The organism is Aeromonas molluscorum 848 (assembly GCF_000388115.1).
Lineage (GTDB): Bacteria > Pseudomonadota > Gammaproteobacteria > Enterobacterales > Aeromonadaceae > Aeromonas > Aeromonas molluscorum.
Window position 1 is genome coordinate 1 of record NZ_AQGQ01000115.1, and the last position, 12,495, is coordinate 12,495.

Annotated in this window: 9 protein-coding genes and 1 pseudogene; 8 read left to right on the plus strand and 2 right to left on the minus strand. The window is 59.6% G+C overall.

The genetic code is table 11. The features are described from left to right. From G113_RS14305 to purF, 7 genes and pseudogenes are all read left to right on the plus strand, one after another. A pseudogene (locus tag G113_RS14305) lies at positions 1–2,358 on the plus strand (DNA translocase FtsK); the annotation flags it as partial. A gap of 56 nt (positions 2,359–2,414) precedes the next feature. Beyond that, entirely contained in the window at positions 2,415–3,023 is a 609-nt protein-coding gene (lolA, locus tag G113_RS14310; RefSeq protein WP_005905282.1) for an outer membrane lipoprotein chaperone LolA, read from the plus strand. Then, on the plus strand, positions 3,023–4,360 hold the full coding sequence (locus G113_RS14315) for a replication-associated recombination protein A (protein ID WP_005905283.1): 1,338 nt from the start codon (positions 3,023–3,025) through the stop codon (positions 4,358–4,360). The genes lolA and G113_RS14315 overlap by 1 nt, the downstream gene beginning before the upstream one ends. A gap of 303 nt (positions 4,361–4,663) precedes the next feature. Continuing rightward, on the plus strand, positions 4,664–5,959 hold the full coding sequence (gene serS / locus G113_RS14320; protein ID WP_005905284.1) for a serine--tRNA ligase: 1,296 nt from the start codon (positions 4,664–4,666) through the stop codon (positions 5,957–5,959). Positions 5,960–6,194: 235 nt separating this feature from the next. Next, a complete protein-coding gene (locus G113_RS14325; protein WP_040319258.1) occupies positions 6,195–7,784 on the plus strand; it encodes an AbgT family transporter in 1,590 nt (529 codons plus the stop codon). Positions 7,785–7,908: 124 nt separating this feature from the next. Beyond that, positions 7,909–8,400: a CvpA family protein gene (locus tag G113_RS14330; RefSeq protein ID WP_005905288.1), complete on the plus strand. Its 492-nt coding sequence runs from the start codon at positions 7,909–7,911 to the stop codon at positions 8,398–8,400. Between the two features lie 18 nt (positions 8,401–8,418). Next, positions 8,419–9,939: an amidophosphoribosyltransferase gene (gene purF / locus G113_RS14335; protein WP_005905291.1), complete on the plus strand. Its 1,521-nt coding sequence runs from the start codon at positions 8,419–8,421 to the stop codon at positions 9,937–9,939. An 87-nt stretch (positions 9,940–10,026) separates the two neighbouring features. On the opposite strand, the gene G113_RS14340 is transcribed toward purF, so the two are convergent. Continuing rightward, complete coding sequence (locus G113_RS14340) at positions 10,027–10,626, minus strand: Yip1 family protein (RefSeq protein WP_005905293.1); 600 nt, start codon at positions 10,624–10,626, stop codon at positions 10,027–10,029. A 152-nt stretch (positions 10,627–10,778) separates the two neighbouring features. Here G113_RS14340 and miaE point away from each other — a divergent pair, with 152 nt between their 5' ends. Further along, the gene (gene miaE, locus G113_RS14345) at positions 10,779–11,546 is read left to right on the plus strand and encodes a tRNA isopentenyl-2-thiomethyl-A-37 hydroxylase MiaE (RefSeq protein WP_005905297.1); all 768 of its coding nucleotides are present in this window, start codon (positions 10,779–10,781) and stop codon (positions 11,544–11,546) included. A gap of 148 nt (positions 11,547–11,694) precedes the next feature. On the opposite strand, the gene G113_RS14350 is transcribed toward miaE, so the two are convergent. Further along, the gene (locus G113_RS14350) at positions 11,695–12,495 is read right to left on the minus strand and encodes a peptide ABC transporter ATP-binding protein (RefSeq protein ID WP_005905299.1); all 801 of its coding nucleotides are present in this window, start codon (positions 12,493–12,495) and stop codon (positions 11,695–11,697) included.

The window sequence follows — 12,495 nt, forward strand, 5'->3', positions numbered from 1 at the left end:
TCTCGGAACGGGGATGTGTAAGAATCTGGCAGGTAGCGCCGGTGCCTCGGATAGCCGATATCACCTATGTTCACCTTCGGGGCCTTCTCCTACCTGGTACCGCCTTTGCTGGTGCTGCTGGGGTGGAGTCTGTTCTGGCGGCCGAGCCGCTTGCTGGAAGTCGACTACCTTACCCTGTCGGTGCGCATTGTTGGTTTCATATTGACGGTACTCGGCATGTCGGCCATCGCCAGCATGAACTTCAATGACATGCAGAACTTCTCGGCCGGTGGCCTGGTCGGCGATGTGATAGCCTCGGCCGTGATCCCGCTGTTTGGCGGCGTCGGCGCCAACCTGATGCTGCTCTGTTTCGTGGCAACAGGCATCACCCTGTTCACCGGCTGGTCCTGGCTCACCATAGTCGAGCGGATCGGCGGTGCCTGTACCGGGTCAGTCTCTGCCCTCTATCACTTGCCCACAACTTTGGGTAACTGGCTCAGTGGCGGCTGGCGTCAACCCCGCTTTGATGGACCGGATCCCTTGCTGGAAGGCAGTGCCGGCACCCTGGCCCTGGATGATGAGGACGACGATGAGCCTCACGGTGGCTGGTTGCGCCAGGCCAAGGCGCCCCAACAGGGCAGCAAGGGGAAGAGGGCGGCCAAGTCTGAGGAGTGGTTGCCTGAGCTGGACGAAGATACCTTCCAGTTCGATCCGGATTTTGACGATGATGAGGAGCCGGCCCCGGCCCCCGTCAAACGTGCCCAGCGCCCCCGCCAGCCGGTGGTGATGGCCAATGAGGATGATCTGGACCTGCCTTGGGCTGACAATGGTGACGAGGCCCCGAGCCCGGCGCCTCGTCCTGTCTCCAAACGTACTGCCATGGCCAATATGGCACCGTTGCCGAGTCTGGACCTGCTCGACCGCCCCCCGGCCAAGACCCAGTCCATGAGCCCGGAGGAGCTGGAGCGCATGGCGCGCCTGGTGGAGGCCAAGCTTGCCGACTATAACGTGCAGGCCAAGGTGGTCGGTGTCTACCCGGGCCCTGTCATCACCCGCTTCGAACTCGACCTCGCCCCCGGCATGAAGGCGAGCAAGATAACCAACCTCTCCCGCGATCTTGCGCGCTCGCTCTCCGCCAGCAGTGTACGGGTAGTGGAGGTGATACCCGGCAAGACCTTTATCGGTATCGAACTGCCCAACCGGGTTCGCCAGACGGTCTACATGCGCGAAGTGGTGGATTGCGAAGATTTCCACAACAGCGAGAGCCCCCTGACCATGGTGCTTGGCCAGGATATCGCCGGCGAGCCGGTGGTGGTGAACCTCGCCAAGATGCCGCACCTGCTGGTGGCCGGTACCACCGGCTCGGGCAAGTCGGTCGGGGTGAACACCATGATCGTCTCCATGCTCTACAAGGCGAGCCCGGACGATCTGCGCTTCATCATGATCGATCCCAAGATGCTGGAACTCTCGGTCTACGAGGGAATACCCCATCTGCTCACCGAGGTGGTGACCGACATGAAGGATGCCGCCAATGCCCTGCGCTGGTGCGTGGGCGAGATGGAGCGTCGCTACAAGCTGATGTCGGCGGTCGGGGTACGTAACCTCAAGGGCTATAACACCAAGGTGCAGATGGCGGCTGATGCGGGCAACCCCATGCGCGATCCGCTGTGGCGCCCAGGGGACTCCATGGACCAGATGGCTCCCGAGCTTGAGAAACTGCCGCACATAGTGGTGGTGGTGGACGAGTTTGCCGACATGATGATGATCGTCGGCAAGAAGGTTGAAGAGCTGATTGCCCGTATCGCCCAGAAGGCGCGGGCGGCCGGTATTCACCTGATCCTGGCGACCCAGCGTCCCTCGGTGGATGTGATCACCGGCCTCATCAAGGCCAACATCCCGACCCGGATCTCCTTCCAGGTGTCGAGCAAGATAGATTCCCGCACCATCCTGGATCAGGGCGGCGCCGAATCCTTGCTCGGCATGGGCGACATGCTCTACATGCCGGCCGGTACCTCCAACCCGACCCGGGTCCACGGCGCCTTCGTCGATGACCATGAGGTACACAAGGTGGTAGCGGACTGGAAACTGCGTGGTGAGCCGAACTACATCGAGGAGATCCTCTCCGGTGAGTCGGATGAGGGTGGCAGCAGCGGTGGCGGCGATGTCGGCGACGAAGAGCTGGATCCTCTGTTCGACGAGGCGGTGGCCTTCGTGGTGGAATCACGCCGAGGGTCCACCTCCAGCGTGCAGCGCAAGTTCAAGATCGGTTACAACAGAGCGGCCCGCCTCATCGAGCAGATGGAGAATCAGGGCATCGTCAGCAGCCCCGGTGGCAACGGCCAACGGGATGTGCTGGCACCGCCGCCGGTGCGTGATTAACCCTTTTGTGTCCTGGCCATGCCCTTAGCGGGTGTGGCCTTTTATCGAGAGACCTTATGAAAAAACAGTTATTGATGGGAAGCGTACTGCTCATCGCCAGCAGCCAGGTCTGGGCCGATGCGGCCAGTGATCTGAAGCAGAAGCTGGCGGCTGTCAACCTCTTCTCCGCCCAGTTCCAGCAGACTGTCTTTGACAGCAAGGGCAAAGAGCTGCAGAAGGCGAGCGGCGATCTGCTTGTGTCGCGCCCCAATCGTTTCAACTGGCACACCAAGAGTCCGGATGAGAGCCTGATCGTGGCCGATGGCAAGGATGTCTGGATCTATGATCCCTTCGTCGAACAGGTCACCGCCCTCAAGTTGCAGGATGCGGTGGTCAATACTCCCTTCATCCTGATCGCCAGCAGCGATGACAAGTACTGGAAAAACTACGACGTGACCGAGCAGGACGATGTCTTTACCGTCACCAGCCGCAACCAGGATGAGCTGATCGCCTCCTTCCGTATCACTTTCGACAGGCAGGACAACATCAGCCGCTTCGATGTGAAAGAGGCTCAAGGCCAGTGGAGCGAGTTCACCCTGAGCGGTTTCAACCGCAAGCCGGCGCTCAAGGGCAACGAATTCGTGTTCAAGATGCCCAAGGGGGTCGCGCTGGACGATCAACGCTGATGAGCAATCTCACGTTAGACTTCTCGTCGGACTTTCGTCCGCTGGCCGCACGGATGCGGCCGCAGACCCTTGACCAGTACATAGGGCAGCAACACATTCTCGGGCCGGACAAGCCCCTGCGCAAAGCCATCCTGGCCGGTCACTGCCACTCCATGATCCTGTGGGGGCCCCCTGGCACCGGCAAGACCACTCTCGCCGAGCTGATGGCGCACTACTGTCAGGCCAAGGTGGAAAGACTCTCTGCCGTCACCTCCGGCATCAAGGAGATCCGCGCCGCCATCGACAAGGCGAAGGAGAACAGCTGGCGCGGGGTGCGCACTATCCTCTTCGTCGATGAGGTGCACCGCTTCAACAAGAGCCAGCAGGATGTGTTCCTGCCCCACATCGAAGACGGCACCATCACCTTCATCGGCGCCACTACCGAAAACCCTTCGTTCGAACTCAACAACGCCTTGCTCTCCCGAGCCCGGGTCTATCTGCTCAAGCGGCTGGAAGAGGAAGATATCCTCGCCATGATCGATCAGGCGCTGACCGACACCCGTGGCCTCAATGACGCCACCCTGACCTTTGCGCCCGGGGTGAAGGAGGCGCTGGCCAAGGCGGTGGATGGGGATGGGCGCAAGTCTCTCAACTACCTGGAGCTGCTGGCCGACATGGCCGAGGCCAACGGGGCGGGGGAGCGGCTGATTGACAGTGCCCTGCTCGCCGCCGTGGTGGGGGAGCACGTGGCCCGCTTCGACAAGGGGGGGGATCACTTCTTCGATCTTATCTCGGCGGTGCACAAGTCCATTCGCGGCTCGGCGCCCGATGCGGCCCTCTACTGGTATGCCCGCATGGTGAGTGCCGGTTGCGATCCGCTTTATATTGCCCGTCGTCTGCTGGCCATTGCCTCGGAAGATGTGGGCAATGCCGACCCCCGTGCCATGCAGGTGGCGCTCTCGGCCTGGGATTGCTTCCATCGCATCGGTCCGGCGGAAGGGGAGCGGGCCATCGCCCAGGCCATCGTCTATCTCGCCTGCGCCCCCAAGAGCAATGCGGTCTACACCGCCTGGAAGGCGGCGCTCAACGATGCCAAGAACCTGCCGGACTTCGAGGTGCCGCCGCACCTGCGCAATGCACCGACCAAGTTGATGAGTGATTTGGGCTATGGCGCCGAGTACCGCTACGCCCACGACGAAGCTGGCGCCTACGCGGCTGGCGAAAGCTACTTCCCACCAGAGCTCGCTGGCAAGCACTATTACCAGCCGACGGACAGGGGACTCGAGAAGCAGATAGCCCAGAAACTGGATTATCTGCGTGAGCTGGACAAGCAGAGTCCGCGCAAAAGAGACAAGTAGGCTGCGAGTCCGGAGATTGGCATGCCAATCGACCGGATCGGCGAATATCGACTATCTCATGCCCCCAAACTTGGCAAAAACGACAGCAATAGTCCCTGTTCGGGCAGGGGGGCGGTCTGCTACACTGCCCCTCTGACCCCGTTTGTCTCGGCCTTGCGCCATCTTCTTGATTTCGAAGGCCTGATTTTGCAGGCTCGATCCTGAAGACCCGGGGTGCGCCAACCGATGTTAACTTCTGGATCTGTTCTCTCGCCAGGTTTGATGACCCAGGCGCAGGTCCCATCTGAAAAAAGTAGGTAAACCATGCTGGATCCCAAATATCTGCGCAGCGAAATCGATGAGGCTGCCGCTCGTCTGGCGACACGTGGCTACGTTCTGGACGTAGCGGCGGTCAATGCTCTGGAAGAGAAGCGCAAGGATCTGCAGTCCCGCACTCAGGAGCTGCAGGCCGAGCGTAACGCCCGCTCCAAATCCATCGGTGAGGCTGCTCGCCGTGGGGAAGATGTGGCGCCGCTCAAGGCCATCGTTACCAAGATCAACGACGAGCTTGAAACCAGCAAGGTCGAACTCGAATCGCTGCTGCGTGATATCAAGGACATCGCCGATGGCATGCCGAATCTGCCAAGCGACACCACCCCGGTTGGGCGCGACGAGAACGACAACGTCGAAGTACGCCGCTGGGGCTCTGTCCGTGAATTTGATTTCACGCCGCGGGATCACGTGGAAGTGGGTGAGGGCCTCAAGGGCCTGGACTTCAAGAATGGCGTCAAGCTCTCCGGCTCGCGCTTTGTGGTGATGAAGGGTCAGATTGCCCGCCTGCACCGCGCCCTGGCGCAGTTCATGCTGGACCTGCATACCCAGCAGCACGGCTACACCGAATGCTACGTGCCTTATCTGGTGAACCCGGACAGCTTGTATGGCACCACCCAGTTGCCGAAGTTCTCCGACGATCTCTTCAACACTGGCATCGTCTCCGACGCCGAAGAGGGCAGCAAGGAGCGTAAGCTCTCCTTGATCCCGACCTCCGAAGTGCCGCTCACCAACATGGCCCGTGACGAGATCTTCGACGAGCAGGAACTGCCCATCAAGATGACCGCCCACAGCCCCTGCTTCCGCTCCGAGGCGGGCTCCTACGGTCGTGATACCAAGGGCCTCATCCGCATGCACCAGTTCGACAAGGTCGAGATGGTGCAACTGGTTCACCCGGAGCAATCCTGGAACGCTCTGGAAGAGATGGTGGGGCACGCCGAGAAGGTGCTGCAACTGCTGGAGCTGCCATATCGCGTGATGGCGCTGTGCACCGGCGACATGGGCTTTGCTGCTGCCAAGACCTACGATCTGGAAGTCTGGCTGCCGGCTCAGGACACCTACCGCGAGATCTCCTCCGTCTCCAACTGCACCGACTTCCAGGCGCGCCGTATGCAGGCTCGGGTACGTATCGACGGCAAGCCCCAACTGATCCATACCCTCAATGGCTCAGGTCTGGCCGTGGGCCGCACCCTGGTCGCGGTCATCGAGAACTATCAGCAGGAAGATGGTCGAATCGCCATCCCGGCTGCCCTGCAGTCCTATATGGGTGGCCTGACCCACATCGGCTAACCTGTCCCATTTGAATTCAATAAGCCATGGATTTCCATGGCTTTTTTGTTTCTGACGCTCCCATTCATATTGCATTCAGTTAGCCGAGGGTAAAAGGCTTGCGGTTAATTCATCGAGGATTGACTTCGGCTCGGTGATCAGGATGCGTACTCCGTCCTTGCTCAGGTTCACTAGAAACGCAGGCGTATCGGCTGCACCGACCGACAGCATGTTTCAAATGGATAAGGAGTAATTGATGACGTCGAGGACGACACCATTGGCGCCAGCGCGCCCCGGCCTGTTCAATCGCTTTTTGAACGGAGTCGAGTGGCTCGGTAATTTGCTGCCACACCCCATCACTTTATTTGCCCTCTTCTCCCTCGCCCTGATCCTGGCCTCCGGCATTGCCGCCTGGTTTGGCGTCAGCGTGGTGGATCCGCGTCCGGAAGGGGCCCCGGGTCGCAGCAGCGATGGCATGATCACTGTGGTGAGCCTGCTCAGCGCCGAGGGACTGCAACGCATCGTGTCCAACCTGGTGACCAACTTCACCGGCTTCGCCCCACTCGGTACCGTGCTGGTGGCGCTGCTCGGAGTCGGCATTGCCGAACATTCCGGTCTGCTCAGTGCCGCCATGCGCGGCATGGTGATGAGCGCCTCCAAACGCATGGTGACCCTGACGGTGGTGTTTGCAGGCATCATGTCCAACACGGCAGCCGAGCTTGGCTATGTGGTGTTGATCCCCCTTGCGGCCATGATCTTCCACTCTCTGGGACGTCATCCCCTGGCGGGTTTGGCGGCGGCCTTTGCCGGTGTCTCCGGTGGCTACTCTGCCAACCTGCTGCTCGGCACCGTGGATCCCTTGCTCGCGGGCATCACCCAGATTGCTGCCCGCATCATAGATCCTGGCTATGTGGTTGGCCCGGAGGTGAACTGGTACTTCATGTTTATCAGTACCTTCCTCATCACGGGGCTCGGTGCCTGGGTGACCGAGAAGATAGTCGAACCCAAGCTCGGTAAATATGACCCGAGCGAGGCGAGTGTGCCGCTGGATCAACAGGCCGAGTCCCTGACTGCCCGCGAGAAGCGTGGCCTCTGGTCGGCGCTGGTGGCCGTGCTGGTGGTCAGCGGGCTGCTGGCACTGACAGTGGTGCCGGCGGATGGCATATTGCGCCATCCCGAGACAGGCGCCATCGCAGGCTCCCCCTTCCTGCACGGCATTGTCGCCTTCATTTTTGTCTTCTTTGCCGTGCCGGGCTTCGTCTACGGCAAGGTAGTGGGCACCATGACCAGCGACAAGGACGTGATCAAGGCGATGTCCACCAGCATGAGTACCATGGGCATGTATATCGTGCTGGTGTTCTTTGCGGCCCAGTTCGTTGCCTATTTCTCCTGGACTAACTTCGGCACCGTCTTTGCGGTCAAGGGGGCAGGGGCCTTGCAGGCTCTGGGCCTGACCGGTCCCGGTCTCTTCTTTGGCTTCATACTGATGTGCGCCGTCATCAACTTGATGATTGGCTCGGCATCGGCCCAGTGGGCGGTCACGGCGCCCATCTTCGTGCCCATGTTGATGCTGATTGGTTACTCCCCTGAGGTCATCCAGGCGGCGTACCGGATCGGTGATTCCGTGACCAACATCATCACTCCCATGATGAGCTATTTCGGCTTGATCCTGGCGGTGGCGGTGCGTTACCAGAAGTCTCTTGGCATAGGTACGCTGATTGCGACCATGCTGCCCTATACCCTGGTATTCCTGGTTGGCTGGAGCCTGCTGTTCTATGTCTGGGTGTTCGTGCTGGGACTGCCGGTCGGTCCAGGGGCCGCCACCTTCTATCCGGTGGGGGGTTAAGCCATCAGGGGCGCCAACTGGGCGCCCCTGAGTTTTTTGACGGGGAGGAGAAGAAGTTTCCCAAGCAATCCGCAATCGTTTTTGTTAGACTTCGCCGCAATTTTGCAAGACACACGAACGACTCATGGTTTGGATTGATTACACAATTTTGGGCATAGTCGCCCTCTCAGCCCTGATAAGCCTGGTGCGTGGTTTCGTCAAGGAAGCCATGTCCCTCGTTACCTGGTTTGTCGCCTTCTTTATCGCCAGTAACTTCTACCCCGATCTCGCCGTCTTCTTCACCTCCATCTCGGATCAGCTGCTGCGCAATGGTTTGGCCATCGCGGCCCTCTTCGTCGCAACCCTGATCCTCGGCGCCATCGTCAACTATGTGGTAGGGGAGCTGGTCAACAAGACCGGACTATCCGGCACGGATCGGGTGCTTGGCATCTGCTTCGGTGCCCTGCGTGGTGCGCTCATCGTCAGCGCCCTGCTGTTTTTTATGGATACCTTCACCAGTCTGCCTCAGGCGGATTGGTGGAAGGGATCCCGGCTGATCCCCGAATTCGGGCTGGTCATCCAGTGGTTCTTTGATTTCATGCAGAACTCATCGAGTTTTCTTAAACAGGTACAGTGACTTCGAGGTAGCAAGGACATGTGTGGTATTGTCGGTATAGTTGGCACCACCCCCGTCAATCAGGCCCTCTACGACGCCTTGACGGTGTTGCAGCACAGGGGCCAGGACGCCGCCGGGATCGTGACCATTGATAGTGGAAACTTCCGGCAACGCAAGGCCAACGGCCTGGTGAAGGATGTGTTTGAAGTGCGTCACATGCAGCGACTGAAAGGGCATATCGGCATTGGACATGTCAGATATCCCACCGCCGGCAGCTCCAGCGCCGCGGAAGCCCAGCCTTTTTACGTCAACTCCCCTTATGGTATGGTGCTGGCCCATAACGGCAACCTCACCAACGCCAAAGATCTGAAAGAGCAGCAGTTCAAGGTCGCGCGCCGCCACATCAACACCACCTCGGACTCCGAAGTGCTGCTGAACGTGCTGGCCCACGAGCTGGATCTGTGCGACAAGATGGCGCTGCGCCCGGAAGATATCTTCCAGGCCGTGCGCAAGACCCATCAGCAGATCCGTGGCGCCTACGCCGTAGTCTCCCTGGTGATAGGCCATGGCCTTATCGGCTTCCGTGATCCCAACGGCATACGTCCGCTGATCCTGGGTCGTCGCACCGATGAACAGGGCCAGCTCGAATACATGCTCGCCTCCGAGAGCGTGGCACTCGATGCCATCGGCTTCGAGACGGTACGCGATGTCGCACCGGGTGAGGCAATTTACATCACCGAGCAGGGTCAACTCTTCTCCGAGCAGTGTGCGGAAAACCCGCAGATCAACCCCTGTATCTTCGAATACGTCTACTTCGCCCGCCCGGACTCTTGCATCGACAAGGTCTCAGTCTATGCTGCGCGCCTCAACATGGGTCGCAAGCTGGGCAAGAAGATCGCCCGTGACTGGGACGATCTGGACGTGGATGTGGTCATTCCTATCCCGGAAACCTCCTGTGATGTGGCGCTGGAAATCGCCCACACCCTGGGTCTGCCTTACCGCCAGGGCTTCGTGAAGAACCGCTATATAGGCCGGACTTTTATCATGCCGGGCCAGACCCAGCGCAAGAAGTCGGTGCGCCGCAAGCTCAATGCCATCAGCTCCGAGTTCAAGGGCAAGAAGGTGTTGCTGGTAGATGATTCCATCGTCCGTGGCACCACCTCCGAACAGATCATCCAGATGGCCCGTGAAGCTGGCGCTGCCAAGGTCTACTTCGCCTCGGCCGCTCCCGAGATCCGCTTCCCCAACGTCTACGGCATCGACATGCCCACTGCCAATGAGCTGATAGCCCATGGCCGTGAAGTGGAAGAGGTGTGTGCGCTTATCGGTGCCGATGGCCTGATATTCCAGGATCTGGAGGATTTGGAAGAGGCCGTGCGCGAGCTGAACCCGGAACTGCGTCACTTTGAAACCTCGGTGTTCAACGGTAACTATGTGACGGCGGATGTGGATCAGGCCTATCTGGATCACCTCAACTCCCTGCGTAACGACGACAACAAAGCCGTGCGCGAGTGGCAGGAAGAGGCCAACAATCTGGAGATTTTCAACGAAGGTAGTTAAACGTTTTACAGGTTGTGCGACACCGCATGAACAACAACGGAGGCCAATGGCCTCCGTTTTTCATTCATGCTTGACGCGCCATCCTGGCTAGCTGGTGAATACCGGCCCCAGCCCCCAATCCCAGATGAGCACGGTGCCCGCCATCAGGCAGACCAGCAGTACCAGACCGCAGGTTACCATGGAGCTGGCATAGATGAAGCCTTGCTCCTCCGGGATGTGCATCAATATGGGGATGCCGGTGTAGAGCAGGTAGATGGACCAGGCCAGCCCCACCAAGCCCACCAGCATGATGAACCACATCACGGGGTAAAGGGCGGCAAAGCCGGTCATGAACAGCGGTGTCGCCGTGTAGGCGGCCAGTTCGAGGGTCTGGGACATATTGGGGCCGGCGCCGAAGGTGCGTGCCATCCAGAGTGCCAGTACCGCCAGCAAGACGACGGCGACGATGAGCGCCAGATACATGGCGCTCGCCATCCAGACGCCGCTACTCATGGTCAACATGATGGGATCGCCGCGGCCCACTTGCCAGCCGATGTGCACGGCCGAGAAGTAACTGCAGACGGCGGGGATCAGCGCCATCAGAGCGACATGGGTGAGGCTGTGGCCGACGGTTTCCTGGTGGTCGTCTATGTCGTGCCACTCATCTTTTGGGTGGGCGTAAAGCCCCCATATGTGGTTCAGGATCATGATGTTTCCCCTAAATATGGCGAACCTCGGCTGGTTTGCCCTGCCATTAGTTATTGTTAATGATCCCCTGGTCGTCAAGGCGGGGAGGCGGACTCGAGTTCCCCGCCAAGATCCGGTAACATGGCGCCCCCATCCCGTATTGAGGTCATTCGATGGACGCCTTGCTCGCGCCAGTTCGCCAATTTCTGCACTGTGAAACCCCGGATGAATGGATTCGTATCGCGCGGGATCCCGCCAATCTGCCCACGCTGCTCATCGACCATGCCAACTGCGAGAACAAGGCCGCGCTCACCGCCCACAGTCTGGTGCGTCGTTACTGTCTGCCCAAGGGAAAGCGTCATCTGTTGCCCAAGCTCGATTTTTACCGTGAGTTGGATGCCTTGCCCGAAAAGGCGCAGATCCTCGGCAAACGTACCATGGGGGAGGAGGCCAAGACGGTCTTTGACGAACTGGAGCGCAATGAGCTGTTGGTGAAGATGGTGCGCCTCATCCAGGAGGAGTTGCATCATTTCGAACAGGTATTGGAGCTGATGGCGGCTCGCGGCATTCATTACGGGGCAGTGAACGCCTCCCGCTACGCACGCAGCCTGCTGCAACATGTGCGTACCTATGAGCCCGCCGCCATCGTCGACAAGATGATCATCGGCGCTTATATCGAAGCGCGTTCCTGTGAGCGTTTTGCCAAGTTGGCACCCCATCTGGATGAGGAGCTGAGTCGTTTCTATACCTCTTTGCTGCGCTCGGAGGCGCGTCATTACCAGGACTATCTGGCGCTGGCCGAGCAGTACGCCGGTGAGGATATCAGTGAGCGCGTCGCCTTCTTCGGTGCATTGGAGGCCGATCTCATTCTCACTCCCGATGAACAGTTTCGCTTCCACAGTGGCCCCCCTGTCAGATCTGACAGTGGTTGCACCCAGTAGGGACACCTATGCTTGCAAGGGTTCCTTACTACAAGCGACGCAAGATGCATTTTTGAGCGCAATTCCCGGCCACAGTGCCGGGATTTTTTATGGCGTAACGGAAGGGTAAATAAGGCGATGTCGCCAGCCGCGGCTGGCGGTGGCAGGATCAGCGGCGATATTCGTTGTTGTAGTTCTGGATAAGCTTCTTGGTCACTGTGTGCTGAGGGTCGGCAAAGACCTTGAGGGTCTTGCCCCGCTCCACCACCTGGCCATCATGCATCACCAACACCTCGTCGCTGATGTGGCTGACCACCCCCAGATCGTTGGCGACCAGCACGTAGCTGAGCCCCATGGTCTCCTGCATCTCCAGCAGCAGATTGATAATCTGGGAACGCACCGAGATATCCAGGGTCGACAGTGCCTCATCGGCTACCACTATCTTGGGATTGAGGATCAGCGCCCGGGCCAGGGCAACCCGCTGTTGCTGGCCCGCCGACAGCATCTGGGGATAGAAGAAGGCGTGATCCGCGAGCATGCCCACCATGCGCAGGGTCTGCATTACCTTGTCTTCGCGTTCCTCTTCACTCATCTCGGTATTGAGGCGCAGTGGTGTCTCCAGGATCTGGCCAACCCGGATCTTGCGATTGAGGGAGGAGTTGGGGTCCTGGAAGATCATCCGCAGCAGCTTGCAGCGGGTCTGATAGTCCCCATGGCGCATCAGCTGCCCCTCGATGTGGATCTCGCCGCTGGAAGGTTCAATCATGCCTGCCAGGATCCGCGCGAGCGTGCTCTTGCCCGAGCCCGCCTCGCCAACAATCGCCAGGGTCTGGCCTACTTCGAGATCGAAGGAGAGCGGTTTGACAGCCTGTACGGCGCGGGAGCGAAACAGACCGGTACGGTTCTGATAAGTCTTGCTAAGCGACCTGACCTGTAGCAAGGAGGGGGAAAACGTGGGCTCGTTCAACAC

What these genes read in the sequence shown, in the direction of transcription:
- lolA (WP_005905282.1), top strand. Translation starts at nt 2,415, where the DNA reads ATGAAAAAACAGTTATTGATGGGAAGCGTACTGCTCATCGCCAGCAGC.
- G113_RS14315 (WP_005905283.1), top strand. Translation starts at nt 3,023, where the DNA reads ATGAGCAATCTCACGTTAGACTTCTCGTCGGACTTTCGTCCGCTGGCC.
- serS (WP_005905284.1), top strand. Translation starts at nt 4,664, where the DNA reads ATGCTGGATCCCAAATATCTGCGCAGCGAAATCGATGAGGCTGCCGCT.
- G113_RS14325 (WP_040319258.1), top strand. Translation starts at nt 6,195, where the DNA reads ATGACGTCGAGGACGACACCATTGGCGCCAGCGCGCCCCGGCCTGTTC.
- G113_RS14330 (WP_005905288.1), top strand. Translation starts at nt 7,909, where the DNA reads ATGGTTTGGATTGATTACACAATTTTGGGCATAGTCGCCCTCTCAGCC.
- purF (WP_005905291.1), top strand. Translation starts at nt 8,419, where the DNA reads ATGTGTGGTATTGTCGGTATAGTTGGCACCACCCCCGTCAATCAGGCC.
- G113_RS14340 (WP_005905293.1), bottom strand. Translation starts at nt 10,626, where the DNA reads ATGATCCTGAACCACATATGGGGGCTTTACGCCCACCCAAAAGATGAG.
- miaE (WP_005905297.1), top strand. Translation starts at nt 10,779, where the DNA reads ATGGACGCCTTGCTCGCGCCAGTTCGCCAATTTCTGCACTGTGAAACC.